This is a genomic window from Streptomyces sp. NPDC089799 (assembly GCF_040684755.1).
GTDB lineage: Bacteria > Actinomycetota > Actinomycetes > Streptomycetales > Streptomycetaceae > Streptomyces.
In genome coordinates, this window is sequence record NZ_JBFBGR010000028.1 from 13,494 (window position 1) to 39,061 (window position 25,568).

Genomic DNA, 25,568 nt, shown 5'->3' on the forward strand with positions numbered 1-25,568 from the left:
GCGTGGGACAACGTCAAGGCCCCGGAGCCGGGCTGCGCCAGGCTGAGGCGGTCATCGTCGAGCGCTACCCCCGACTGCTGTGTCTGGCCTACCTGGTGCTGCCGCCGGACCTCGACCGGCACACGCGGCTGCTGCGCGCCCACCGTGCCGTCCAGCACTCCCTGCGGGCCGCGGGGCGCCGGGCCCGGCACGGCGCGGACCCGCTGGCAGCCGTACGGGCCGAGGTGGTGCGGCGCGCCGCCGGGCGGCGGCGCGGGCCGTTCCCGCCATGGGTGTGGGGGCTGCGGATGTGGCCCACGGCCGAGGGGCTCGACGAGGTGGCGCGCGGACTGGCGGGGCTGTCCCCGTACGCCCGCGCGGCGCACGTGCTGTGCCGGTACGACGGACTGGACCAGGACACCGCGGCGGACGTGCTCGCGCAGGCCGGAGCCGGTGATCCGGGCGGCGAGGTACGGGCGGCCCTCGCGGCCGGTACCGGACCGGAGGCCGCAGCCGGGCCGGAGGAGGGGGCTCCCGGGCGCAGGGGCGTCGGTGCCGGGCCCCGGCCGGACAGAGAAACGATCTTGCACCCGGCGGACGTCCACACCCGCCCCACCGATCTGCTGCTGCGCCGCACCCGCATCCGCGCCGCCTGGGGCATCGCCGCCGTCCTGCTGTCGGCCGCCGGGCTGACCCGGGCCACCGTCGCCGGGCCGGACTCGGGGCACCCCGTCGCCTACGCCGGAGCCCCCGCCGCCCGCGCCGTCCTCGATCCCGCGCGCCTGGTCCGGGTTCCCGCACAGGCCTGGGCCGACACCGGCCGGGTGGACTTCACCGCCTGGCCCGCCCGTGGTCCGCGCACCGGGGACCGGCCCCTGCTGGCGCGGGCCCTGGGCACCTGGGCCGCGCCGCCCTCCGGTACGGCCGTCACCGTTGCCCCCTCGGCCTCGGCGGAACCGCCCGGACACCCGCCGCAGCTGCTGTTCGCCGGCGATCCCCGACCCGGGACGGCCGTGGTCGTGTTCCTCGACGCCGACCGGGTCGTGCGCTACACCGAGCAGCGCGGCCACAGGAGCCTGGACATCGCCCGGACCGACGATTCCAACGTCACGACGGCGGCCGCCGTCACCCTGACCCGGGACGGGGGCACGGCCCGGCGTCTCCTCGCGCCGTGGATCGCCACCGCCGGGGTCCGGGACCTCGCCGCCCCCGCCACCGCCGCCCGGCCGCTGCCGATCGGCCCCGACGGGACGGTCACGACCGCGTTCCCGCGCGAGGCCGCCGGCCGGCAGGGGCCGGATGACGATGCGGACGGCGGTGCGGCGGGCGAGGGCTGTGGGCCGCGTCCCGTCCTGGAGGTCGCCTCCTCGCCGCGCATCGTGGAGAAGCACGCCTTCCTCCTCGCCGACCGCGGCGGGATGCTCCCCGTCCACCTCACCTACACCCCGCCCGCGGAGGGCGCCGGCGCGCCGCCGGCCCGCCAGCCCCGCGAGGCCACGGGGCCCGCCGCCCTGGCCCGCTGGGCGCAGGAGGCCTGTGCGCTGGACGCGGTGGACGGGCGGGCGGTCCGGGCGGTCAACCTGTGGGACTTCGCCGTCACGGAACTCCCCGAGACCCCCGGGCGGGCCGTCTGGTCCTGTACCCGCGCCACCCACCGGACCGGGCAGGGCGACGTCCGGATCCGGCTCCGGCCGCCCGCGGGTGCCTCGCTGGAAGTGGCCCGGGCCCGCTCCACCGCCGCCTGCGGACGCTTCGGGCAGCACCTCCTCGCGACGACGGTCTGGCGTGCCCCGTCCGGCCGCACCTACCAACTGGCCGCGGGCAGCCGGGAGGTGGCGGAGATCAACGCCACGGGATCCCTGCATTCCCGTACGCCCGGCCGCACCCTCGCCGTCCCGGCGCCGCCGGCCCCCGTTCCCCCGGCCACCCTGACCGCGAGACTGCGCAGCGGCGCGGTGATCAGCGCCCTGGATTCCCGGGGCGGCGGCCGGGACTGAAGGAGCCCGCCCCCCGATCACCGCCGGCGCCGTCCCGGTCCGCCGCCCGGTCCCCGGTCCGCGTACTGCAGCTCACCGAGGACGGCACCCGGCACCTGCCCACCTCGCCCGCCCGACCCGCCCGATGACCCGGAACCGGCCCGCCTCATCGGCGAACTCTCCGTGCGCAGCGAAGCGGCCCGTGCCCGCCGCTACCGGTGACCGCACGGAGGACCGTCCGCATGTGCCCGCCACTCCCGGGCAGGAGCACACCGTGCCGCCGTACAGCGAGAACGGAGCAGCACCATGACCGAGCACCCGGACGAGGCTGCCGTCGAAGCGGCGCACGAGCCGCACGATCCCGCGCCGGGCGAACCGACGGTCATCGACCGGGTGCGGGGCAAGGCCACGGGCATGCACCACCACGAGGCCGAGACGGCGCTGGAGGCGGCCCGCGAAGAGGCCGCGGACCCGGTCGCCGTGGCCGAGTGGGAGCGCATCGAAGAGCACCTCGCCGCGCACAGCGGCCCGTACGCACCGGACTCCGACCCCTACGTCCAGGGCCAGCTCGCGGCCCGCGCCGCGCACGAGGCCGAGCCTGAGACCGAGCACGAGGCCGGCTAGTACCGGGTACCGGAGTACGGCGGAGCGACCGCCGGCGTGCCGCCTGTGCCCCGGGTCGAAGGCCGGGGTGTCACGTTTCCCGCTGCCCGTTTGTCCACAGGACGAACCGTCAGCGAAAGCGGCACGCCCGCCGCACGACCACGGAAAGAGCACGCATGGAACTGAGCGTTCACACCTTCGTCAGCCTCGACGGCGTCATGCAAGGCCCCGGCGGCGTCCAGGAGGACCCGTCGGGAGGCTTCGACCGTGGCGGCTGGCTCGTCCCGCACAGCACCGAGGGACAGCTCGACCCGGTGGGGGAGTGGTTCGGCCGGGCCGACGCCGTCCTCCTGGGACGGACCACCTTCGAGATGATGCGCACGTACTGGTCGCAGGTGACCGAGCCCGACAACGTCGTGGCCACCACCCTCAACACCGGGCAGAAGTACGTCGTCAGCAACACGCTCACCGATGCCGACGCGGCATGGGGCAAGACCACCGTGCTGCGCGGCGACGACATCGTCGAGCAGGTGCGCCGGCTCAAGGAACAGCCGGGCGGCGAGCTCCAGGTGCACGGCAGCCGGCAGTTGGTCCGGACCCTCCACGACGCCGGACTGGTGGACGTCCACCGCCTGATCCAGTTCCCCGTCGTCGTGGGCGCCGGCAAGCGCCTCTTCGACGACGGCGCCGTCCCGTCCGTCTACCGGATCACCGAGTCGCAGGTGGCGGCCGGTGGCTCGGGGGCGGTCGCCCTCACCCTCCGCCGTACCGCGTGGGGTACGACCGGAGCCGGTGAGTTCGTCGTACGCGACGGCCGGGAGGCCACGGCGTAACGACCGGGAGGAACCGGCAAAGGTCCGGAAGGGCTCGGAAGGGTCCGGGCGGGTCCGGGTGGGTCCGGTTGGGTCCGGGTGGGGGCCGGGCGGGGGATCTCCTTCGTCCGGCCCCCACCGCCCATCCGGTGACGGGCCGTCAGTGAAGCCCGGGCCCCCGTCCCCGTCCGGTACGAGCGCCGCTCAGGCCACGCCCATCCCGGCCCGGTGGTCCCGGTGGAGCGGGGTCCAGCCGAGCTCCCGGGCCGCCTTCGCACCCGACACCCGCAGCCGGGTGTCCAGCATGAGCGCCCCCAGGTAGGGGACCATCATCCGCAGCGCCCACCCCGGCAGCCGCACCCCGCGGCCACCGGCCGCCGCCGAGCGCGCCGCACCGAGCTCGCCCCACGTCGACGGCCGCCCGTCGACGATGTTGTACGCCTCGCCCGCCCGCCCGTGTTCCAGAGCGGCGACGGTCGCCGCGGCGGCGTCCTCGACGTGGACCCACGGAACCACCCCGCCCCCGCCCGCCGGGACGGGCGTGGCCCTGCTTCCCGGAGTCGGGTCGAACCACGTCCCCGGGCCGTAGAACACCCCGTAGCGCAGGGCGCAGCCCGTCACGTGCCCGGCGTCGAACAGCCGGCCCTCGGCCTCCAGCAGCCCGGTGATCACGTGGTCGGCGACGTTGCCGCCGCGCACTCCGAAGGGGTCCTCCTCGGTGAGGACCCGGTCGCCGTGGTCGCGGTACCCGTAGCCCAGCACGAGCGACTGGGTGAGGAACCGGGCGGCGCCGACCGTGCCCGCGGCCTCCAACAGGTTCGCGGTGCCGCGTTCGCGGAGCACGTTGCCGGGATCGTCCGCCGTCAGCGTGCGCTTGGGCGCCTTGAGCGCTGTCAGCTGGTGGATCACCGCGTCGGCCGAGACGCCCTCCAGCGCCCGCAGCAGGCCGTCCCGGTCCAGGGCGTCCGCCCGGACGGGCTCGGCGCCGAGCCCGCGCACGGTCGCCGCCGACCGGTCCGTCCGGGCGAGCGCCAGCACCTGGTGCCCACCGTCGAGCAGCGCCCGGGTCAGCGGCCGGCCGATCGCGCCGGTCGCACCGGCGAGCAGGACTCTCATCGTCATCCTCCTGAAGTGACGGGTACGACCATTGGACAAACGACAAGATCCGTACGTGACACTCCGCGGCTCCGCCCTTCCGTGATCCGGGTCACGGCCGCGCCGTCGGCGATCCGGGTCACGGACGGATCGTCAGCCCCCGCAGCTTGTCGGGGTTGACCTGGAACCGCAGGTTGCGCAGCAGCAGGCCGCCCTCCTCGATGTCGAAGGTGAGCGCGCCGACCGGAACTCCCCCCATCAGACAGAGCAGGGACAGTTCGCCGTTGACGACGGCCGTGGTGACGGTCGCGGCCGCCATCTCGGGCTTGGCCATGACGCCCAGCAGCCAGCGGGCCACGCGGGAGGGTCCGTGCAGCGGGCGGATGGCGGCGGTGACCTTTCCTCCGCCGTCCGACCATGCGGTGACCTCGGGCGCGAGGAGTTCCATGACGGCGTTCAGGTCACCGCCGGCGCAGGCGCTCATGAACCTGGCGGTGAGCTCCGCGCGCCGGGCGTCGTCGGTGTCGAAGCGGGGGCGCCGGGCCTGCACATGGGTGCGTGCGCGGCGCGCGATCTGCCGGACCGTCGCTTCGGGCCGGTCCAGGAACCCGCCGATCTCCGCGTGGGAGAACCCGAACACCTCGCGCAGGACGAACACCGCCCGCTCCAGCGGGGTGAGGGTCTCCAGCACGACCAGCATGGCGGTCGACACGCTTTCGGCCGTCTCACTGCCCTCCGCGATGTCGGGCGAGGTCAGCAACGGCTCCGGCAGCCACGGGCCGACGTACTCCTCCCGCGTGGCGCGGGCCGAGGTCAGCCGGTTCAGGGCCAGGTTGGTCACCGTCCGGACCAGATAGGCCTTGGGGTGGCCCACGTCGGAGCGGTCCTTCTTGTTCCAGGCCAGCCAGGCGTCCTGGACTATGTCCTCCGCGTCCGTCACCGTCCCGGTCAGGCGGTAGGCGGTGGCGAACAGCAGTCGCCGGTGCTCGGTGAAGGGGTCCTGCTCCGACTCGCTCGCGGTGATCATCGCCGTATCGTGCCAATCGCCCATGACCGTGACAAGGCGGATTCACCACGGCCGACCCCGCAGCGCCTCGCCGAGACCCCCCCAGGGCCGTCGCGCGGTCAGCCGAGCAGGGCCGTTGTCGCAGGGCCGTCGTCGCGGTCAGCCCCGCAGCGCCGCGAGCCCTTCGGCGCAGCCCGGGTACCGCGGCGCCCAGCCGAGTTCGGCCCGGGCCCTGGCGTTGGACACGCGCAGGCTGCTGGTGAACATCCTGTGCGCGTAGGCCATCGGCCGGGTCACCCAGGCCGGAACGGTCATCGGCGGGGGAGTGCCGAACGCCTCGGCGACCGCGCGGACATGGGCGCCGAACCCCATCGGGACGTCGTCCACGATGTTGTACGCCCGCCCGGGACGACCACCCTCCACGGCCAGCGCCACCGCCCGCGCCGCGTCCCGCAGCTCGATCCACGGCAGGACGCGCCCCCGGCCGGCCACGGCCGGCAGCTTCCGCTTCCGCAGCAGCTCCACCAGTGCCCCGGTCCCGCCGGGCCCGTAGAACAGGCCGAACCTCAGGGCGATCCCCTCGATGCCCTCGGCGCCGAGCATCAACCGCTCCTTGATCCGCATCGCGTCCACGTGCGCCTGCGAACCGCGGTCGAGCCCGTCGGCCGCGCCGAACCCGTCGTCCTCGCCCAGCACCCGGTCCCCGAAGTCGCGGTAGCCGTACCCGAAGACCATCGACTCGGCGATCATCCGCCGCGCCCCCACCACCTGCGCCGCTTCGACCAGGTGCGCGGTGCCGGTGGTCCTCAGGGCGTCGGTGGCGGCCATGTCCCGGTGCTTCATCGGCGCCTCGCGCAGCGCGGTCGCCGCGTGCACGACGACGTCGAAGCGCAGTCCCTCCACGGCCCGCAGCAGCCCCTCGCGGTCCATCAGATCGGCGACGATGTCGTTCCCGGCCCCCCGCCCCAGCGCGAGCACGCGGTACCCCGCCCCGGCGAGTTCGTCCGCAACGTGGCGCCCGAAGACCCCGCTCGCCCCTGCCAGCAGCACGTTCCTGATGTCGTCCATGCCCATGGGACAAGCACCCCACCGGGATCGTGACACCCCCGAACGTGACCCCCGCCACACCCGCGCACGGTGAGGGTTCCGGCTCGTTCCTCGACTCCGACCGAACAGGCAACTCTTCCGAGTGATTGCATGCATACGGAGAGTTATCTAGCCTGTTGCCGCAGGGAACTTGGATCGATCAGAAATTGGGATGTGGCATGGCTGTGCGAAGTGTTCGAGGATTTCGCAGGTTGTTCACGGCAATGGCGGGGGCGGCACTGCTGGCCGGCTCGTTCAGCACATCCCCCGCTGCTGCTGCGGGGGATGTGGAGTTCAAGGCGTTCAGTCTCTGGATCGATGTCGGCGAGCTCTCCAACACCAACAAGTGCATCCCGTCCTGGGTGACTGCCCGGTACAGGGACGCGTCCGGCAGCGACACCTGGACCAGGCTGGTGCGCACCAACACCAACGGCTGCGACTCCGACCAGGAGCACCTGCAGAAGTTCGGCGACTTCCAGAGCACCCACAGCCGGGTCAACCTGCTGGCCGGCCCCAAGCCGGCGAACCACATCGTCTGGAAGGACCTCACCAGTCTGACCCTGACGGTGAGCACACCGAACACCCCCCCAGGCCGTCAGAAGAATGTGAAAATCACTCGGGAAGAAATCTGGGGCCAGGACACCAACAACAACTGGCACAAGCTTTTCGACAAGCCCCACACGTATGTGTTCGCCGATGGCTACAACGACTTCGAGATGTTCGTCGACCACTAGGTTCGATCTTTGACGTCGCCCGTGATCCGACCTTGAAGAACAACCTCACACGAGCAGGCGCAGCGATGTCGCCGCGATCCCCAGCCGTACGCTCTGGCCCCAGGTCAGCTGCAGGGCATCGGCCTCCATCCCGTCGCCGAAGACCACGAGCCGGTCCGACTCCACGGTCAGCCGCAGTCCTTGCTCCTCTTCCAGATGCCCGGAGGTCCTGGACGTTCCGGTCGCGGGCGACGGCCAGGCCTCGCGTACGAACCACAGCAGCTGCCGGTCGCACGGAGCGGGCAGCGTTGCGGTGCTGCCGCGCTCCAGCCACAGGGAGCGCAGCCAGCCCGTCGCGCCGGTGCCGGTGCCGACGAGTACCCCGGAGGACGCCTGCGCCTCGCCCGGCCCCGTCTCGCCGTCGGGGCCCAGGCGGTAACGGGCCGTCTGATGGCCGGGCGGGCCCAGGTAGATCTCGTTCAGCGCAAGCAGGCGCTGGGTGTCGTCGGCGACGGCTTCGACCATGGTCAGGTCCTCCGTCCGTCCCCCGGTGCTCGCGGCACGCAGCAGGGCGGCCGTGTCGGCGCAGCGGTGGCGGACCAGGACTCCGGGGTTGCGTCCCGGGTCGGTGTCGATGCCGACGACCGGCTGCCCGGCGAGGTACTTCGCGGTGTTGGCGACCAGACCGTCCTGCCCCACCACGACCACCACGTCCTCCGGCGCGAACAGGAAGCGGTCCAGGTCCGCCCGCTCGACCTGGGAGCTGCGCCAGGTCAGGGGCACCGCCGCCGCCACCTCCCGCAGCGCCTGCCGGGTCCGGGCGTGCCGGCCGACCACCTCGTCGATCGACCGGCCCCGGCTGGAGAGGAAGAACGCCGCCTGCCCGTGCGTCCCGTGCCGGCCGAGCAGTTCCTCGTACTCGGTCCTGCGGTGCACCAGTACCGCCCGGGGGGCGAGACTCACGCGTCCGCACCGGGATCCGGACGCCCGAGCCTGCTGAGCAGACCGGTGAGGACGTCGGGCGTGAGGGTGATGCTCTCGACCCGCGGCAGGTTCTCCGCCAGCCGCGTCGCCGCCAGCGCGTACAGCGTGCCCGGGCCGGTCTCGCCGTGCACCTGCAGCCAGGCTGCCTGCGCCTCGGCACGCGCCGCGCCGGTCTCACGCGCGGCCTCGGCGTCCGCGCGCGCCAGACGGACCTTGCGGGCCGCCTCGGCCTCGGTCCGTACGCGGTCGGCCGCCGCCTTCTCCTCCGCCTCGCGACGGGAGTTGATGCCCCGCTGCTCGACCAGCTGCTCCTCGCGCCGGGCCAGTTCGATCTGACTGGCCAGCTCGTTCTCGGCGATCGCACGCTCCCGCTCGACGGCGACGGCCCGCCGTTCGTACGTGGCCCGGTCCGCCTCCTGCTGGATCTGCTCGCGGGCCGGCGTACGCAGGGCGCGCTCCACCTCCGCTTCGGGCCGGATCGCCACGACGCGCACGGCCACCACCTCGATGCCCGTGGCCGGGAGCCGGGGCTCGGCCGCGAGACCGGCGGCGACGCTCTGCCGCACGGAGGCGACCCCGTCCACCAGGGCGACGGCCAACGGCGTCCGGGCCAGCACGTCCAGCGTGTGCTGCTGCGCCGTCTCGGTCAGCAGGGTGGAGATCTGCTCCAGGGGCGCGCCCCGCCAGCTCCCGGTGTCCGGGTCGACGGAGAAGTCGAGCCGGTCCGCCGCCGCGGCCGGGTCACTGATCCGGTAGGTGACGGTGGCCTGCACGGTGACGTCCTGGAAGTCGGCCGTACGGGCGTGGAACCCCATGGCCAGCTCCCGGTCGTCGACGGGCACTTCGGACAGCGCCGCCGACAGCGACCGGTACCAGAAGCTGAGCCCCCGCCCGTCATGTACGAGCCGCCCGCGCCTGTGGTGGTGGATGTGGGCGGTGGGCGCGGACCGCAAGTGCCGCCAACCGAACCGCCGCGTGATGTCGGCCATGCCGAACCCCCTAAATTTCGTCATCATGACGATAATGACGGGCGTCGATATCGTCAAGCGGACGAAAAGGATCGGGTTGCCGGCGATCGATCGGGATGGGCGGCTCCACGAAGTACGTGCCGCGCGTGCCGCGCGGGGGGTGCTTGCCCAGCAGGTCGGCGTAGTCGCCGAGGTGCAGCTCCGTGTTCGTCGTTATGCGGCCGAGGTTGTGGCGGGTGGCGTCGTGGACGTCGGGGTCGAGTTCGGCGGCGTGCACGGTGATGCCGAGCCGGGCGCCGAGGTGGTGGCTGAAATTGCCCGAGCCGCAGAAGAGGTCCAGGACGAGCGGATCGGCGCCGTCGTCGGGGAGGGCGGAGTGGAGCTCCGCCAGGGCCTCGGTGACGGCGGTGGCGTAGGCGTCGACGCAGCACTCGATCACGGTCCGGCCCAGGAGGCGGATGCCGGTCTCGCCCGATGATCACCGCAGTCCGGATGGGGAGTTCCGTCATGACCACCGACGCAGCGCCGTTCCTTCGCAGGGGCGACGGCTCCACCGAGCGGGCCGCCCGCCCGTTCGACGTCCTCGGCAAGGTGTACGAGGACACCTACGCCCACCTCCCGGAACAACTCGCCGCCATCGACTGGCTGCTCGCCCGCCTCCCCGAGGGCGCCGCCGTACTGGACATCGGCTCGGGAACGGGCCGGCCCACCGCGGACCGACTGGCAGCGGCCGGCCACCGGGTCACCGGCTACGACGTCTCCCGCACCATGGTCGACCTCGCCCGCGCACAGGTGCCCACGGCCCGCTTCGAGCTCGCCGACGTCCGTACGGTGCAGGACCGGCCGGGGCACTGGCACGCGGTGACGTGGCGGCCCCGCCGCACCCGCACACGCACTCACCGGCCCCCACCCCCGCCCCGAGGACTACCGCGGCCCGCACGAGCTGACCGAGCACGGCTGGCTGGACATGGAAGCCCGCTTCGAACGCCAGGACATCGCCCTGGTCGCAGACACGCTGCGCGGCAACCACACCGTCCTCGACGTCGGGGGAGGGACCGGCGCCCTCGTCCGCGAGATCGCCGGCCGCGTCGACGCCATCACCACCGTGGAACCGCACGCCTCCCGCGAAGCCGACGACGGAGTGGCCACGGTGGGGCAGCTGGAGGCGTTCCTCCGCGCCTGGGGCATGGACGCCGACGAGGCCAGGACCGCGGCCGGACGCCTCGACCAGGACGGCAACGGCCACATCACCCGCGACGAATACCTCACGGCCTGGACCTCCTTCCTCCTCTCGGACGACTCCGAAGACAAGGGAAGCACCCTCCTCGGCCCCCTCACCTGACCCACCCACCCCCACCCACCAGAACCGCGCGTGGCCGGTCCCCACCCCCTCCGGTGGCCCGGCCACACGCTTGGAGAGGACGCAGCGTTCCGGCAGACTTCCTGACCATGAGCGGATACGAAACCGGCCCGGTGGACAGCGGAGTTGGCGTCGGCGTCGGCGTCGGCGTGACGGCAGGACTGCTGGCCGCGTGGGCGCTGCACGACGCCGAGGAGGTGGCCCTGGTGCCCGGCTGGGCCCGTGCCCGGGTGCCCGAGCTGCGAGAACGGTTCCCACTGGTACCGGAGCGGATATGGCGGCGGCTGGAGTCCATTGACCGGACGGAGTTCACGACCGCAGTCGCCGCCATGGGCATCGTGGTCGCCGCGGCGGCTGCCGACGGACACCGCACCGGTGGGCGCTCCGCCTTCTACCAGGCTGCTCTCAACGGGTTCGGGCTGCACGGTCTGGTGCACTTGGCGCAGGCCGCCGTCGTCAGGGGGTACACGCCGGGCTCCGTCACCTCGCCGTTGGTGGTGATCCCCTTCACGCTCTGGGCGCGCGGTCGACTGCGGCAGGCGGGGGTTCTGCGTCCCGCGCACCCCCGCGATGCCGTGAAGGGCCTGGCACTGGCTGCGGTGGCCACGGCCGGAGCCCATGTGCTGACGCGACGTCCTGTCCGGAGGGATCCGGCAACCGCCCGGACCTGATCACCGATCACGGTGCCCGGAGTTCATGCGCCGTTGGACACCGGCACGTTGTCGGCGATGATCGTGACGCCGGTGTCGACGTTCTCGTCCGACAGCACCAGCGGGCCGAACGCCGGGTCCACCGGAAGGTCGTACCCGGGCGGGGCCTGTGTCTCCAGCCAGTAGTAGACGCCGAGCGGCAGCGTACGGGAGCACACGCCGTCGGCCCCCGTGGTGCAGGGGCCGTTGATCTCTTCGTCCGGGTCGGCGCCGGTGGTCTGGAGACCCGGGATGCCGTTGGTCTCCTCCCACAGCTGGAAGACGGCTCCGGCCAGGGGGTTGCCGGTGTTCAGGTCCTCCTTGACCACCGTGACCGCACCGGTGTCGGGCAGGCCGGGTCCGTCACAGTGGGGCGGGCCATCGGGACAGTGGCGCGGCGGGCACACGGCATCCCCGCCCCCGCCGTCGTCGCCGAACGGGGCCCTGACCGGGAACGGCTCTGCCGCCGCGGCGTACGACGGGGTCGCGGCCAGCAGCGCCGCCGTCGCCAGCCCGAAGAGCCGGGGGCGCCAGGAGGCCCAGGTCCGGCGGAGTCCACGAGGTGCCATGGCACCACATGATCGAGCCGGGTCGGCGCGCGGGGACGACGACACTCCCGCACCGCGGCGTTCCGGCCGTCCGACCACTCGGACGGCTTCCGGCGGCGTACGTCGTACGGAAGGACGCGTCCACGCACCCCTCCCGGCTCTCGCCGGCTGATTCACCCGCTGTTTCACCGGCTGTTTCGCCCGCTGTTTCGCCGGCCGGAAACGGGGCATCCGCGGCAGAAGTGCGGAGGAAGGAGGCCCTGACATGGAGGCCGGGGCGAACGAACAGGCGGACGTGCGGACCGTGTTCGGGACGTTCGACACCGATCACGACTGGATGCTGGACGTCCGCGAATTCGGCCGGGCACTCGCGCGGCTGACGTGGCACGGCAGGAGCCCAGAGGAGGTGGAACGGCTGTTCCTCCGGGCGGACGTGGACGGTGACGGCCTGCTGACCCTCCCCGAGTTCGAGGAGTGCGTGGCCGGCTTGCAGCACTTGTGACGGCGGGCGGGCCGAAGGGCCGTGCACGTCGAACGCGAGGCCCGCTGTGGCCGGCTCCTGCGGGAGCCGGCCACAGCGGGCCGGGTGGGTGGGGACGGGCGCCTCGGCAGTGCGGCTGCTCAGCAGCGCGGCATGTCGGCAGTGCGGGCGCTCAGCAGTGCGGCACGGACGTCTGGGCGCCGACCAGGGACGAGTGCACGTATCCGGTGCCGACCGGGCTGGAGACCCGGAACCAGCGGTTGGACGCGTAGTTCGAGCTCGGGGGATACACCCACTGGCTGTCCAGCCAGCACTGCATGCTCACCCCGGTCCCGTTGGTCAGGTAGCCGTACGAGCCGCAGCTGGTGCTGGCGCAGCTCCGGACGTTCGCCCCGCCGCTGTTGGACGAGATGTAGCTGCCGGCGGCCTCGGCCGTGACGGCGCCGGCGAGCGCGGCGGTCACGGCAAGGCCCGCCGCGGCGGCAGCCAGTCCGGTCCGGCTCCGCAGGGCGCTGGTGAAGCGTCGCATGGTCTGTCTCCTTCGCTCGGTGTCGCGGGTCCGCCGACCGGGCCCTGCCTACGCTGCCCGGCGGCGCCCCACCAGCAAGCCCCGCCGGACCGGGCCGGCGGAAGGGCGGAACCGCAGGCCGGACCGGTCCGGACGCGGCTCCGTACAACTCCGTACAGCCGAGCGGTCCGTTCCCCGGACCGGCCGCGGGTCACGGACACGGAGGCGCGTACGGCAGCCCCGGCAGCAGGGACGTCCACTCGGCCCGGGTGATCGGCGACCCCGCGCGTTCGCACACGTGCCGGGCGGCGTCCTCCGCATCGGTGCTCCACACCAGGGCGGCCGCCGCCGACCCGCCGGCCGCCAGCGAACGCCCGTCCGGGCTGTAGGCGAGGGCGTACCCCTTGCCGCCGAGACCGTTCAGCACGGCCCGCGCACCGGGCCGGCCCGCCCCGGAACGGCCGAGGCCGCCGGTGTCCCACAGCCAGACCGTGCCGTCGGTGCTCGCGGCGGCCAGGGTCCGGCCGTCGGGCGCGAACCCGAGGGCGTACACGTAGCTGCTGGGCCCGGTCAGCGGGGGCCCGAAGCCGACCGGCGGCCCGGCGGCCGCCGGGCCCGCCCGCCCTCCGTCCCCGTCCCCGCTCCCGTCCCCGCTCCCGTCCCCGCCTCCGTCACCCGGACCGTCGAACCGCCACAGCCACACGTCCCGGTCGCCGGTGCCGGCGGCGAGGGTCCGGCCGTCCGGGCTGAAGGCCACCGACATCACGTATCCGCCCGGCCCGTTCAGGGTGGCCTCGGCCCGCGGCACACCGCCGTCCGCGGGCACCCGCCACACCAGCACCTGCTTGTCCACGGTGCCCGCCGCCAGCCGCCGCCCGTCCGGGCTGAACGCCACCGAGTACACGAAGTTGGTCGGTTCCGTCAGTTCGCCCGCCGGCCGGGGCCGGTCCGGGTCACCGGTGTCCCACAGCCGCACGGTACGGCCTTCGCTGCCGACCGCCAGGGTCCGCCCGTCCGGCGAGAACACGGCGGACTGCACGGTTCCGGTGCCGCCGGGGACGGGTTCACCGCGCGGTGCGGCCCGTTCGGGCCGGCTGGTGTCCCACAGCCACACCTTGCCCTCCCGACCGCCGACCGCGAGGGTGCGGCCGTCGGGGGAGAAGGACAGCGTGCCCGAATAGCCCGTGGGGTTGGCCAGTGGCCGGCCCACCGGCCGCGGCCGCCACGGATCCCGCACGTCCCACAGGTGCACCTCCTTCGCGGCGACGGCGAGCAGGTTGCCGTCCGGCGCGTACGCCACCGCGTTCACGGTCCCCTGCATGCCGCGCAGCGGGCGGCCGGGCAACTGCCAGATCCGTACGGTGCCGTCGGCGTCGCCGGTGACCAGGCCCTGCCCGTCCGGCAGGAACACGAGCGAGGTGACCGGGCCCGGGTGCGGGAACACGCCGGCCGGGGCGAGCGTCGCCGCGTCGTACAGGCGCACCTGGTTGTCGGCGCTCCCGGTGGCCGTCCACCGCCCGTCGGCACTGTGCGCGACCGTGTTCACGTAGCTGGCCGGCCCGTCCGCGGCCGCCGGCGCACCACCGAGGACGTGCAGGGCCGGCCGCGCCCGGTCCCGGGGCCCGGGCACCGCCCACGTCCGGGTGGTCCGGTCCTGGCTGCCGGCCGTGATGCGGCTGCCGTCCGGGGTGAAGGCCAGCCCGAACACCGGCCCCGCGGCTCCGGTCAACGGCCCCGCGTAGGGGACCGGTTCCCCCGCTCCGGAGGTGTCCCACAGCCGGACGGCCCCGTCGGCCCCGCCCGCCGCGAGGGTACCGCCGGAGGGCCCGAACGCGACCGAGTGGACGGCCCCCTCGAACCCTCCCAGCCGCCGGGCGCCACCGCTGCCGCCGCTGCTCCCGTCGCTCCCGCTGCTCCCGTCGCCGTCCGCCCCGGCCCCGCCGGCCGCCGCGCCGCCGCGCCAGAGGTACACCCCGCCATCGGCGGACCCGGCCGCGATCGCACTCCCGTCCGGGGCGAACGCCAGCCCGTACACCGCGGACGACGGCCCGGACAGGACGATCCCGCCCCGACGCCCCTCCGGCGGGCCGGCCGGCTCCCACACCCGTACGGTCCCGTCACCCGCGCCGGCCGCCAGCCGCCGGCCGTCCGGGCTGAACGCGAGGGCGTACACCGTGTCCGGGAAGGCCGGCGACGGAACGTCCAGCCGCTGCGGCCGGGCGGTGCCCCGCAGGTCCCACAGGGCGATCGTCCGGTCCATGCCGGCCGCGGCCAGGGTGTGCCCGTCCGGACTGAGCGCGACCGACTGCACCACCCCGCGGAAGGCCGTCAGCCGGGTGACCGCGGGCAGCGCCGAGACGTCCGTCAGCGCAGCCCGGGCCTCGGCGGTCGGCGCCGTCCGGTACGCCACGAGGCTCAGCTGGGCGGCCAGCGCCAGGTCGCTGCCGCGCAGCCGCTCCGACCGGGCCGCGACCAGCCGCGACAGCGCCACCTTCCGCTGCTCCACGGCGTCCCGCCGCTGCACCAGCGCCACCGCCGCCAGCGCCCCCACGACCGTGGCCAGGACGGTCAACAGGGCCAACAGCTGCCGCAGCCGCCGGACGCGCCGCCGGTCCCGGCGGCCACGCTGCTCCTCCGCGGTCCGGCTCGCCGCGAGGAACGCCGTCTCCCGCTCCGTCAGCTCGTGCGCACGGCCGTCGGCTTCGGCCCAGCGCGTGGCCAGGGCCAGCCGGGTGCCCCGGTAGAGCAGCGAGCGTTCCCCGTCCGCCGCGCGCCAGCGTTCCGCGTCGCGCGTCAGGTCCTGCCACACCAGATGGCCGGCGCGGTCGGCCTCGATCCAGCCGCGGAGGCGCGGCCAGGCGGAGAGGAGCGCCTCGTGGGTGATCCGCGCGCCGTACCCGTCCAGCGTGACCAGGCGCCGGTCCACGAACTGCTCCAGCACCTCGTACACGCGTCCGGCCCGTCCGTCCGCAGACTCGTCCGCGGCCCACGGCGTGCCGGGCAGGGGCAGCACCCGGCGCGTGTCCGGTACGCCGTCCCCGACCGCGACCATGCGCAGGAACAGGGTCCGCGCCAGCCCGCGCCGCCCCTCGGCCAGTTCCGCGTACGCGTCCTCCGCGCTGGCGGAGACGGCCGCGGACATGCCCCCGCCCGCCCGGTAGTCGGCGATGGTGAGGACCGCTCCCCGGCCCCGCTCCCAGGTCGACAGCAGGGAGTGCGAGAGCAGCGGCAGTCCGCCCGCGCCGGAGTCCCGCAGGTCCGCGGCCAGCAGGTCGGCGAACCCTTCGTCCACGGTGAGCCCGGCCTTGGCGGCCGGGCCGTGCACCACGCTGTGGATCTCCTCGGCGGTGAGCGCTCCGACGACGATCTGGCCGCGTTGCAGGGCCGTGCCGAGGGCGGGTTCCTGGAGGGCCTGGGCGTAGAAATCGGCGCGCAGGGCACCGATCACGTGCACGCGCGCCGAGGGGAGTGCGGCCAGGCAGGCCAGGAACCGGTCCCGTTCGGCGGGCTCGTCGCAGACGGTGAACACCTCCTCGAACTGGTCGACGGCCACCAGGACGCGGACCCCCCGGCGTTCGGCCCACCTGCCCAGATCGGCGGCGGCCCGCCCGGCGTCCCGACCCGGGCCGGACACGGATCCGGTGCCCGCGGCGGTGTCGGTGTCAGGGCCCGCGTCGGTGCCGGTGCCGGTGCCCGACCCGCCACCGGCTCCACCGCCACCGGCTCCACCGCCCTCCGGTCCGGCCGTCAGGGCGGCCAAGGCGTGCAGGAGCGCCGTCGCAGGCGCCTTGCCCGGCGTCAGCAGGCAGGGGGTGAAACCGTGGTCCCCGCGCAGCACGGGAAGCACCCCGGCCCGCAGCAGGGAGGACTTGCCCGACCCGGACGCCCCCACCAGCAGGTGCGGGAACCCGGGCCCGTCGGCCAGGACCTGCGCGACGACCGCGTCCCGCAGGCGGGTCCGGCCGAAGAACCAGTCGGCGTGGTGCTCCTCGAACCCGGCGAGACCCCGGTACGGCACCGTCCCCCGGGCCACGCGCGGGATACGGGCCCGCCGGAGATCGGCCAGCCGCTCCAGCCAGCGCCCCGTCTCGGCGGCCCCGGACACGCCCAGTTCGTCCAGGACCCGGCGGAACAGCGGCAACGAGCCGATCGACGGCAGGCTCTGCCCGGCGAACCACCCGCCGATGGTGGTGTGCGCGCCCGGGGACTCCACCCGTGCGGCGAGCATCCGCACGGTCAGCCCGGCCTTCTCGCGGAGCCGGGTCAGTTCGGCGGCGAACTCCTCCCGGGGCGCCGGACCACCCGGCGAGCCCGGCCCGGCACCGGGCTCCGGTCCGGACAAGGGGGAGGAGGGGGAGGAGGGGGAGGAGGGGGAGGGGGAAGGGTCGGAACGGTCCATCGAACCTCCGCGCAACGGTGTCGGTGGGACTGCGATGCGGGCAGCATCCTGCCCACGCCGAAGGCCCCCCGGGCCGCGTACGCAGCGAACCGGTCTCTTTTCCGTACGCCGCCCTAGAACCGCATGACTACGCCGCCGGAAGCACCGCCGGCGAGTTCGCGCCCTGCACGAGCACGCGCGGCTCGCCACCGCCGTCGGCCGGGACCGTCCACACGTCGTTGGTGCCGTCGTCGCGCTGGAGGCCGTACGCCAGGGCGCGGTCGTCCAGCCAGGCCGCCTGGTCGTCCACCGAGCGGGTCTCGGCCGACTCCGTACGGCGCCCCGTCGCGAGGTCGAGGACCGTCAGGCGCCAGCCCTTGCCGGGGTCCGCGCCCACGGCCTGCTTGAAGGCGACACGGGTGCCGTCGGGGGACAGCGACGGGCACTCCACGTTGTCCGCCAGGGTGCGCAGCGTCCTGGCCGCCACGTCCCCCTCCGCCAGGGAGCGGACGCCTCCGCTGGACACCGTCGCGTAGAAGCGGTGAGAGTCGGCGGCGAACGTGACGCCCCAGACGTTGACGTCCGCGGCACGGTACCGCTTCCCGTCGCGGAAGACCGCGAACTCCTCCAGGGAGTCGATGACCTCCCCGGTGCGCGTGTCGAGGATGCCCGTGCGGGTCGAGAAGCCCCCGCCGGCGTACGAGTCCCCTCCCACGAACAGCGTCCAGGCGACCATCCGGCCGTCCGCGGAGACCCGGGTCCGGTTGGGGAGCCCGGCCAGGGACACGCTGCGCTTCACCTGGAGACCCTCGTCCAGGACCAGCAGCCGGGGAGCGCTCAGCGCTCCGGCCGGGGTGAGGCACGCCGTGGTGCCGCCCGCGGTGTACGCGCGGTCGCAGCGCTGGTCGGTGACCGTACGCGGGCCGGCGGGGTCGGCCAGGGACACCGTGGACAACAGGCCGTTGCTCAGCACCCGGAGCCCGGGACCGCCCGGCCGGCCGGCACCCGGCGAGGCCGCGGCCACCGGATCGGCGCCCCCGCCGGGGGCGGGCTCCGCGTTCCGGCGGGCGATGAGGACGGTGGCGGTCGCCAGGGCCGCGAGCAGGACGGAGGCGATCACCGTGACGAGTATCCGGGCACGCCGACTGGGGCCGTTCATGAGCTGGTACGAGTCCTTTCGTCCGGGTTCGGCGGGGCAGTGGGACCGTCGCCGGACCGGGGCATGAGCAGGAACGCCGTGGCCACGCCGGCGACGAGCACGGCCACCGCCGCTCCCCGGGCGGCCGTGGCAGCCCCCCAGGCCTGCCACGCCAGCCCGAAGAGCACCGACGAGCCGAGGTAGGCCAGGGCCTGGCCGCTCTGGACCAGCGCGATGCCGGTCGTCCGCAGCCGCTCCGGCAGGACCGGTCCCGCCAGCGCCATCAGCACGCCCTCCGTGGCCGCGTAGAACACGCCGTTCAGGCCGACGGCCAGGACGAGGAGCAGCGGGCCGTCCAGCGGGCCGTGCAGCAGCAGGTAGACCAGCGCCAGCACGCCGTAGCCGCCCAGCATCACCGGCAGCCGCCCGACCCGGTCGGCGAGCGCGCCCAGCGGGGCCGCGAGGAGGAGGTAGGACAGGCTCGTGCCGACCGCGAGCAGCGGGAACCAGCCGATGGACAGCGACTCGCGCCGCTGCAGCAGCAGGTACACGAAGCCGTCGCCGATGGTGGCCAGACCCAGCAGACAGGCGGCCGCCACCAGCCGGCGGACCGGCCGGGCCTTCAGCAGTCCGCCGACCGCGCGCGGCGAGACGGTGCCCGCCGGCGGCCGGGCCTCGCGGTGGTCCCGTACGAAGAGGACGAGCACCAGCACGCCCAGGGCCGCGATGCAGAAGCTGGTGACGAAGACGGCGTCGAACGACTGGGCGGCGGCCGTCAGGACCCCCAGCGCCACGAGCGGACCGGCGAAGGCGCCGATGCTGTCCATGGTCCGGTGCACCCCGAAGGCCCGGCCGAGGGCGTGCTCGGGCGTGGACAGCGTGATGAGCGCGTCGCGCGGCGCCGTACGCAGTCCCTTGCCCGCCCGGTCGGCGGCCAGTACCAGGCCGATGGACGAAGCCGAACCGCCCACCGCCACCAGGCCGAGCTTGGCCAGCGCCGACAGGCCGTAGCCCGCTCCGGCGACCGCCTTGCGCCGGCTGACCCGGTCGGCCACGTAGCCGCCGACGAGGCGGAGCAGGGCCGTGGCCCCGGTGTTGAGCCCGTCGAGGACTCCGTACGCGGCCGGGCTCAGCTGGAGACCGAGGACGAGGTACAGGGGCAGCACCGCGGTGACCATCTCCGCGGAGATGTCGGTGATCAGGCTGACGGTGCCGAGCGCGAGGACATTGCCCCCGACCAGGGTCCACCGGCCGCGGCGGCCCGGACCCGGGGCATCGGCCGGCAGCTCCGTCCTGCCGATGGTGGAGAGATACACGGTGCGGTGACCTCCGGATGGGATGGGGGTGGGGGAGAGGGAGGATCGGGTGGGGGATGGGGGGAGTCAGCCGGCGGAGCCGGGAGCCGGGAGGCGGAGGAGGTGCGGCCGCGCGCCGCCCGCCGCCGCAGGCAGCGGTCGGGCGGCACGCGGTCCGGGCGAGAGGATCAGTGGCAGGTGCCGGTGCCGCTGTCGTTGTACGTCTTGCCCGCCTCCGGGACGAACGCCCAGTCGTAGCCGTTGTCGTGGAGCGTCAGCTTGAGCAGGCCGAAGGTGTTGTTGTTGCGGGCCTCGCTGTTCGGCTGGATCGTGCCGAAGCCGTACAGGTCCGCGCCGCCCATGCCGGCCACGAACTGCCGCAGGCCGCGCGAGGTGTCCAGCTGACCGCTCGGGTTCTGCGGGGCGAACCGCTCGTACTGGTGGTTGTGGCCGGTCAGGATGACCTCGGCGTTGTAGTCGTACAGCGCCTGGACGAGCGGGCCCGTCGAGGGGTCACCGGCGTGGCTGGAGCTCGACGTCCAGCGCGGCTTGTGCCAGTAGGCCACCGTGCACGGCTTGGTGCTCGCGGCCAGGTCGGCGCGCAGCCACTGCTCCTGGGCGGAACCCACGGCCATGCCCGTCTCGGAGTTGAGCGCCACCACGTGCCAGTTGCCGAGGTCGTACGAGTAGTAGCCGCGCCCCGACGGACCCGCGTTGGACCCGAAGTAGGTGTAGTAGCCCGTGGCACCGGAGGTGTGGTAGTCGTGGTTGCCCGGCGCCGGCTTCGTACGGGCCTTGTGGCGGCCCCACGTCGGCTCGTAGTACGTGGTGAAGTCCGAGGCGGTCCCGTCCGGATAGGCGTTGTCGCCGGTGGTGAAGACCGTGCCCGGGATGCCGTCGAGCAGCTTCGCCGTCGCGGTGTCGCCGGAGCCCGAGGTGGCGATGTCGCCCGCGCCCACGAGCACCGGGTCGCCGGACGGCGGAGTGGTGCCGGTCGGCGTCGGGGTCGGGGTGGGCGTCGGGCCGCCGCCGGTCTCGATCACCAGCTGCGGTGCGGTGGTGCCGCTCTCCCGGGAGTCGTAGTCGGCGCCGTTGCTGCTCGACGAGGTGACCCCGATGCCGAACGTGCCGTTGCCCGTGACGTACGGGGTCACGTCCACCTCGTACCAGGTGTTGCGGGCGACCGCGCCGAGGGTGCCCAGCGTGGCACCGTCGATCGAGGGCCGGTTGTTGTACGTCACCGACGTCTCGGACCACGAGGTGTTCGACATCGCGCGGAACGTGCCGCCGCTGCTGCTCTCCGCCCCCGACACGTCGTCGACGTGGACGCGGAGCGTGGCCTTGGTCACCGGCTGGGTGAGGCCGGATACGGCGAACTTCAGCAGCGCCTGCTTGACCGGGCTGTTGTCCACGCCGAGCTGCTGCGAAGCGCCGAAGTTCGTGGACGCGTTCTGGGCGTCGACGTAGGTGTCGGCGGTCGCGGTGAACGTGGTGCCCGCCGCCGAGGCGGCGGGGGCGAGGACGGTGAGGGCGGCGGCTGCCAGGGCGGCCGAGGTGACTGCGCCGACGAGAGCCACCGTGGTGCTCTTCCGACTGGGCATGCGAAACCTTTCGCTCGCGGGACGAGGGCGTCACGGAACGTAAGGGCGCCACGATGCGCCCCGGTGATGCCTTGAGGTTGCTCAGGTGTCCCTTGAGTGAATCGCGGACTTCGCCGCCCCGGCCGGTGTCGGCCATGGTGCGACCGGCCCCTTGACACACGTGCGCGGGGCCGGAGCGGACGTCAACTGCCGGTCCCCGCCGACGCTCCGGGCCGGGGCCGGCCGATCACAAGATCCACGCGGCAGTACAACCCTTCCCCCGCTTCGCCGGTCGAACCCCTGACAGGGCCCCGCACGGAACACCGCGGGGCCGACCGCCTCCCGGGCGTCGCCCGCGGAAGAGCGGTCGGACACATCAGGGGGAAATGTTGCTGCGCAGATCCACAGTTGCCACTGCCGTGCTGGCGGTCGCGGCCACCGCACTGCCATGGACCGTCGCCACCGCCACCGGTGCGGCGGCCGCCGGGATGCCGGGCGAGCTGGTGGTCCCGGTCCGGCAGGTCGCCGATCCACTGGCCCACGCGATCGTGGCCGCCGGCCCCACCGGGTACCTCCGCGAGGTCCGGGGCGGGCACGCCTGGTTCACGTACGGCGGGCTCCAGGGGACGCCGGTGCCCGGCGACGAACTCGGCGACCTGCACGGCCTGGTCGATGACAGCCTCGTGTACAGGTCGTCCTCCACGTTCACGTTCGTGTCCGTCGTCGACGGCTCGCGCAAGACCGTCACCGCCTCCGCCGACGACTACTACCTCGGCGTGCTGGGCGACTCGGTCGTCTTCAAGAACGGCACGCAGAAGGTGGTCCTGGTGGCTCCCGAGGGCAGCGGCCAGCGCCGGCGCGAAGTCACCGGCCTGGCCGCGGAGTCCGTCGTCGGCATCCGGTCGTTCAACACGGGCATGCTCGTCACCCAGCGGGACGCGCAGTGGAAGGACACCCACTACTGGGTGGACGCGGCGACGGCGACCGCCCGGCTCGTCCCCGGCCTGTCCGACAGGTACACCTACGACGGCGTCCAGAAGGGCAGCGACTGGCTGATCCGATGGAACGCGGACACCCGTCGGACCGAGGCCTGGGACACCCGCGGTCCGCTCACCGGCCCCACCCACACCTACGTCCCGTACGAGGACCCGGCCGGCATCCACCCGGAGCGGTCCGGGGCGGGCATCGTCGGCAGGGACCTCGTCGGCTGGGACGACGACGTGCTGTACGTGATCTCCCCGGAGGACACCGGCCACCGCCGGCTCATGTCCGGGGTCAGGGGCGTCGGCTTCGTCCGGGACGGCCGGGTCATCGTCATGACCGAGCAATCGGGCCGGACCACCCTCCACGTCGTCGCGGCGGACACGGCCGGCAAGGCCGCGGTGAGCGAGCTCGCCTCGTACCCCACCCAGCAGTTCCCGCAGACCACGGTCCGGATGGCCATGCAGGGAGGCACGCTGCAGACCCTCGACACGGCGCCGCGACAGACCGCGGAGGTCAGCGAGTACACCACCTCGCCCCACGGTGCGCCGACGCCGGGAACGTGGAAGACCGTGTACGCGGACCCGCCGGTCTCGTCCGGGAATCCGGACGAGGAGCCCGAGCCCTTCTACGGCACCTGCACCCCGCAGGCGTGCGCCGATGTGTGGCCGACGGGGACCGGGAAGTTCGTGCACGTCTCCGGTGAGAAGGCCAGTACGTACTTCCGATGGGACAACGTCTCCGTCCCCGGCTATGTGAAGGGCTCCCTCCGGGCATCCGGCCGCCACATGGCCTACGTACGGTCCTCGCAGCAGCCCCAGGTGGCCGTGGTGGACCTGGAACAGCGGAAGGAGATCCGCACACACGCGGTGCCGGACGGCGCGTTCGCCCTGTTCGGTACGGCGCTCTGGCGGGAGACGAAGACCGCGGGCACGGTCGAGGCGGTGAACGCCCGTACCGGCGCCCCGCTCCAGACGGTCAAGGTGGCCGGCTGCGACATCCGGGAGATGGACGCGTACGGCAGTTCGCTGTACTGGAAGTGCGACACGGAGTCCGGGGTCTACGACACCGGGACGAAGACGACCGTCAGGCTTCCCGCACACAACCGGGCCCGCCTCGGCAACGGCGCGGTCGTCCTGGAGGCCGGCGGAGTTCTGAAGTCCGTGGCCCTGCGAGGGGCCGCCGCCACCGTGGACCTCGGCCGTCCGGGCAGTCCGGTCCCCGAGCAGGGCTGGACCCTGGACCGCGAAGCGGGCCGGGTCGCGTACGCCGACGGCGCGGGAGCCGTCCACATCGTCCCGCTGCCGGTGGCCCCCACCGAGGTCTTCCTACTGGAATCAGAGGTTCCGGCCGGCGCGGAACTCACCGCGGGCAAGGGGTGGAATCCTGTGTTCCGGCTGTCGAAGCCGGTGGCCTCCTGGTCCCTGGAACTCAAGCGGAAGGCCACCGGCACGGTGGTCCGCACGCTCACCGGAAACGTCTGGGACGGAAGGATCCTCGCGGGCTGGGACGGCACGGACAGTGCCGGCTGGAACGTGCCACGGGGGGACTACACCTGGAGCCTGACGGCGAAGCCCGCCGACGGCCTGGGCAGTCCGCTGACCCGCACGGGAAACCTCGCCGTCACCGGCCGTCCGGTCTGGCGCGACTTCGCCGGCACCAACGGCCAGGCGGACCTCGTCGTCCTCGACAAGGACCTCAAGGCCCGCATGATCACGGGGGCCGGCAAGGACGCCTACTCGGCGTCCACCTCGTACGGGCTCACCGGCTGGGACCCCAAGGCGACCTTCGTGCCGTTCGGCGACCTGGACGACGACGGGATCAACGACCGGCTCGTCCGGGACCGAAACGGTGTCCTCCAGGCGCAGTTCGCCCAGCCGGGCAAGGTGGTCGCAGCGCGTTCCAGGACGGTCGGCCCCGGCTGGGGCCAGTACGACGTCCTGACCTCGCCCGGTGACCTCACCGGCGACGGCCGCGCCGACCTGATCGCCCGGCAGACCACCTCCGGTGACATCTACCTCTACGCGCAGGACGGCAAGGGCGCCTTCAAGCCGCGCGTACGGATCCAGCTCAACTGGAAGACGTACAAGGCGATCGTCGGGGCGGGCGACCTCAACGGCGACGGCATCGGCGAGATCATGGCCGTGGACGGCAACGGCACCGTCTTCCGCTACGACGGGGTGAAGACCGGGACGGTCAAGCCCCGTGTCCGCGCCTCGGCCGACGGCTGGGCGAAGGGCCGTACGGCGTTCACCGTGATGGACATCGACGGCGCCGGGGGCAAGCCGGCCGGCATCGTCACCCGCAACGCCGCGGGCGACCTCCTGTTCAGCCCGGCCGTGACCGGCACCGCCCTCCTCACCCCCGGCACCCGCTTCGCCACCGGCTACGCCGGCTTCAAGGCCATCCTCTGACACCACCGCCGGCAGGGCCCCGGAACCCCTCCGGGGCCCTGCCGGCGGCGCACCCGGCCGGATCCGGGGCGAGATGCCTCCGGGGACCGGCCGTGCCTCCCGGGACCGGTCAGCCGAGCGCCTCGACGACCAGCCAGATCGTCAGCGGGGCGGTGCAGAACACGGCCAGCAGGGAGAGCCAGGCCACCGAGGTGTCCAGGATCCGTGCGAAGGGAGCCCGGAACACGAGCACGTCCGACGTGTCCCGCGGGTCGTAACCGACCTGTTCGGACGGAGCGGCGCTCAGGTGGGAGAAGTAACGGGTCGAGCCGCCGCTGTCGGTGAACCGGTACACCCTCGGCCTGTCGGTCCGCACCGCGACGACGGACAGGCCGTGCCGGCGCAGCCGACGCTCGTGGAACGACGCCCCCCAGAACAGCACGCAGAGCCCGACGAGCAGGACCGTGAGGCCGCCGGTGATCCCGCCGACGAAGGCGCTGCCCTTCGCGTCGGAACCCTCGGCCGTGGCGGTGAGGGCCACGAACAGGCCGATCACCGAACCCAAGGCCCCGAGCACGCACCCCAGGAGTCTGCGCCGGAACTTCTGCAGTCTGGTTCTGGCGAAGGACCGCACGACGACCAGGGCCCCGCCGTCGACCTCCCCGACCGGATCGGGCAGCAACGCGTTCACGGCCTCCACGAAGACGACGGCCGCCGCCTCGCTCACGTCCTCGATCCGCTGGACGGACGGCGTTGTGCCCGCAAGGGCCCTCAACTCCACTGTCACGCACCGCGCCTCGGCACGGAGGTGCGCGACCGCCCCGACGGGAATCGCCAACGTCTCGCCGCGCCGCTCCAGCACCAGCTCGTCCTCCTTCCAGCTCAGAACAGCGGCGCCGCGCCCTTGCAGGACAGGTATGGAAGAAGGTGTGATCAGCATGGGAAAGATCGTAGAGCGGGAGGTCACACCGCACTCGCCGGGTCGACACCGGGCC

Annotated in this window: 21 protein-coding genes and 1 pseudogene; 9 read left to right on the forward strand and 13 right to left on the reverse strand. The window is 73.8% G+C overall.

Annotated features, from left to right (window positions below; all coding sequences use genetic code 11):
- Positions 1-2: 2 nt before the first annotated feature.
- From AB0O36_RS26745 to AB0O36_RS26755, 3 genes are all read left to right on the forward strand, one after another.
- Positions 3-1,976 carry a hypothetical protein gene (locus tag AB0O36_RS26745; RefSeq protein WP_365114750.1) on the forward strand — a complete coding sequence of 658 codons (1,974 nt, stop codon included), beginning with the start codon at positions 3-5 and terminating at the stop codon, positions 1,974-1,976.
- Between the two features lie 285 nt (positions 1,977-2,261).
- Positions 2,262-2,579 (forward strand): hypothetical protein, encoded by a 318-nt coding sequence (locus AB0O36_RS26750; RefSeq protein ID WP_365114751.1) that lies wholly within the window; start codon positions 2,262-2,264, stop codon positions 2,577-2,579.
- Positions 2,580-2,734: 155 nt separating this feature from the next.
- On the forward strand, positions 2,735-3,391 hold the full coding sequence (locus AB0O36_RS26755; protein ID WP_365114752.1) for a dihydrofolate reductase family protein: 657 nt from the start codon (positions 2,735-2,737) through the stop codon (positions 3,389-3,391).
- Between the two features lie 183 nt (positions 3,392-3,574).
- Here the strand turns inward: AB0O36_RS26755 and AB0O36_RS26760 are convergent, their stop codons facing one another.
- The 3 genes from AB0O36_RS26760 to AB0O36_RS26770 all read right to left on the reverse strand — a co-directional run bounded on the left by AB0O36_RS26760 (position 3,575) and on the right by AB0O36_RS26770 (position 6,545).
- Complete coding sequence (locus tag AB0O36_RS26760) at positions 3,575-4,486, reverse strand: NAD(P)-dependent oxidoreductase (protein ID WP_365114753.1); 912 nt, start codon at positions 4,484-4,486, stop codon at positions 3,575-3,577.
- Positions 4,487-4,604: 118 nt separating this feature from the next.
- Positions 4,605-5,492 (reverse strand): RNA polymerase sigma factor SigJ, encoded by an 888-nt coding sequence (gene sigJ, locus AB0O36_RS26765; protein WP_365114754.1) that lies wholly within the window; start codon positions 5,490-5,492, stop codon positions 4,605-4,607.
- 138 nt (positions 5,493-5,630) lie between these two features.
- The gene (locus AB0O36_RS26770; RefSeq protein WP_365114755.1) at positions 5,631-6,545 is read right to left on the reverse strand and encodes an NAD-dependent epimerase/dehydratase family protein; all 915 of its coding nucleotides are present in this window, start codon (positions 6,543-6,545) and stop codon (positions 5,631-5,633) included.
- Positions 6,546-6,769: 224 nt separating this feature from the next.
- Here AB0O36_RS26770 and AB0O36_RS26775 point away from each other — a divergent pair, with 224 nt between their 5' ends.
- Positions 6,770-7,291: a hypothetical protein gene (locus tag AB0O36_RS26775; RefSeq protein WP_365114756.1), complete on the forward strand. Its 522-nt coding sequence runs from the start codon at positions 6,770-6,772 to the stop codon at positions 7,289-7,291.
- Positions 7,292-7,336: 45 nt separating this feature from the next.
- Here the strand turns inward: AB0O36_RS26775 and AB0O36_RS26780 are convergent, their stop codons facing one another.
- Genes AB0O36_RS26780 through AB0O36_RS26790 form a run of 3 tightly spaced genes read right to left on the reverse strand, consistent with a single transcriptional unit; the run spans position 7,337 to position 9,661 of the window.
- Positions 7,337-8,233: a hypothetical protein gene (locus AB0O36_RS26780; RefSeq protein WP_365114757.1), complete on the reverse strand. Its 897-nt coding sequence runs from the start codon at positions 8,231-8,233 to the stop codon at positions 7,337-7,339.
- Positions 8,230-9,243, reverse strand: a complete 1,014-nt coding sequence (locus AB0O36_RS26785) for an SPFH domain-containing protein (protein ID WP_365114758.1) — start codon at positions 9,241-9,243, stop codon at positions 8,230-8,232. The genes AB0O36_RS26780 and AB0O36_RS26785 overlap by 4 nt, the downstream gene beginning before the upstream one ends.
- Before the next feature lie 10 nt (positions 9,244-9,253).
- Positions 9,254-9,661, reverse strand: coding sequence for a hypothetical protein (locus tag AB0O36_RS26790; protein WP_365114759.1), 408 nt, complete (start codon positions 9,659-9,661; stop codon positions 9,254-9,256).
- Between the two features lie 68 nt (positions 9,662-9,729).
- Between AB0O36_RS26790 and AB0O36_RS26795 the strand changes: the two are divergent.
- The 3 genes and pseudogenes from AB0O36_RS26795 to AB0O36_RS26805 all read left to right on the forward strand — a co-directional run.
- A pseudogene (locus AB0O36_RS26795) lies at positions 9,730-10,077 on the forward strand (class I SAM-dependent methyltransferase); the annotation flags it as partial.
- Between the two features lie 112 nt (positions 10,078-10,189).
- Positions 10,190-10,564, forward strand: a complete 375-nt coding sequence (locus tag AB0O36_RS26800; protein ID WP_365114760.1) for a hypothetical protein — start codon at positions 10,190-10,192, stop codon at positions 10,562-10,564.
- Positions 10,565-10,671: 107 nt separating this feature from the next.
- The gene (locus tag AB0O36_RS26805) at positions 10,672-11,253 is read left to right on the forward strand and encodes an HXXEE domain-containing protein (RefSeq protein ID WP_365114821.1); all 582 of its coding nucleotides are present in this window, start codon (positions 10,672-10,674) and stop codon (positions 11,251-11,253) included.
- A gap of 23 nt (positions 11,254-11,276) precedes the next feature.
- Here the strand turns inward: AB0O36_RS26805 and AB0O36_RS26810 are convergent, their stop codons facing one another.
- Positions 11,277-11,840, reverse strand: a complete 564-nt coding sequence (locus AB0O36_RS26810) for a prealbumin-like fold domain-containing protein (protein ID WP_365114761.1) — start codon at positions 11,838-11,840, stop codon at positions 11,277-11,279.
- A 244-nt stretch (positions 11,841-12,084) separates the two neighbouring features.
- Here AB0O36_RS26810 and AB0O36_RS26815 point away from each other — a divergent pair, with 244 nt between their 5' ends.
- Complete coding sequence (locus tag AB0O36_RS26815) at positions 12,085-12,321, forward strand: EF-hand domain-containing protein (RefSeq protein ID WP_365114762.1); 237 nt, start codon at positions 12,085-12,087, stop codon at positions 12,319-12,321.
- Positions 12,322-12,472: 151 nt separating this feature from the next.
- On the opposite strand, the gene AB0O36_RS26820 is transcribed toward AB0O36_RS26815, so the two are convergent.
- The 5 genes from AB0O36_RS26820 to AB0O36_RS26840 all read right to left on the reverse strand — a co-directional run bounded on the left by AB0O36_RS26820 (position 12,473) and on the right by AB0O36_RS26840 (position 21,220).
- Complete coding sequence (locus AB0O36_RS26820; RefSeq protein WP_365114763.1) at positions 12,473-12,829, reverse strand: SH3 domain-containing protein; 357 nt, start codon at positions 12,827-12,829, stop codon at positions 12,473-12,475.
- Positions 12,830-13,019: 190 nt separating this feature from the next.
- Positions 13,020-17,207: a hypothetical protein gene (locus tag AB0O36_RS26825; RefSeq protein ID WP_365114764.1), complete on the reverse strand. Its 4,188-nt coding sequence runs from the start codon at positions 17,205-17,207 to the stop codon at positions 13,020-13,022.
- 127 nt (positions 17,208-17,334) lie between these two features.
- Positions 17,335-18,345 carry a hypothetical protein gene (locus AB0O36_RS26830; protein ID WP_365114765.1) on the reverse strand — a complete coding sequence of 337 codons (1,011 nt, stop codon included), beginning with the start codon at positions 18,343-18,345 and terminating at the stop codon, positions 17,335-17,337.
- Complete coding sequence (locus tag AB0O36_RS26835; protein ID WP_365114766.1) at positions 18,342-19,640, reverse strand: MFS transporter; 1,299 nt, start codon at positions 19,638-19,640, stop codon at positions 18,342-18,344. Before AB0O36_RS26835 ends, AB0O36_RS26830 begins: the two co-directional genes overlap by 4 nt.
- A 167-nt stretch (positions 19,641-19,807) precedes the next feature.
- Entirely contained in the window at positions 19,808-21,220 is a 1,413-nt protein-coding gene (locus tag AB0O36_RS26840) for a DNRLRE domain-containing protein (protein WP_365114767.1), read from the reverse strand.
- A 365-nt stretch (positions 21,221-21,585) separates the two neighbouring features.
- On the opposite strand from AB0O36_RS26840, the gene AB0O36_RS26845 reads away from it, so the two are divergent.
- Complete coding sequence (locus AB0O36_RS26845) at positions 21,586-24,594, forward strand: FG-GAP-like repeat-containing protein (protein ID WP_365114768.1); 3,009 nt, start codon at positions 21,586-21,588, stop codon at positions 24,592-24,594.
- Positions 24,595-24,703: 109 nt separating this feature from the next.
- Here AB0O36_RS26845 and AB0O36_RS26850 read toward each other — a convergent pair whose 3' ends face one another.
- Complete coding sequence (locus tag AB0O36_RS26850; RefSeq protein WP_365114769.1) at positions 24,704-25,513, reverse strand: hypothetical protein; 810 nt, start codon at positions 25,511-25,513, stop codon at positions 24,704-24,706.
- Positions 25,514-25,568 lie beyond the last annotated feature (55 nt).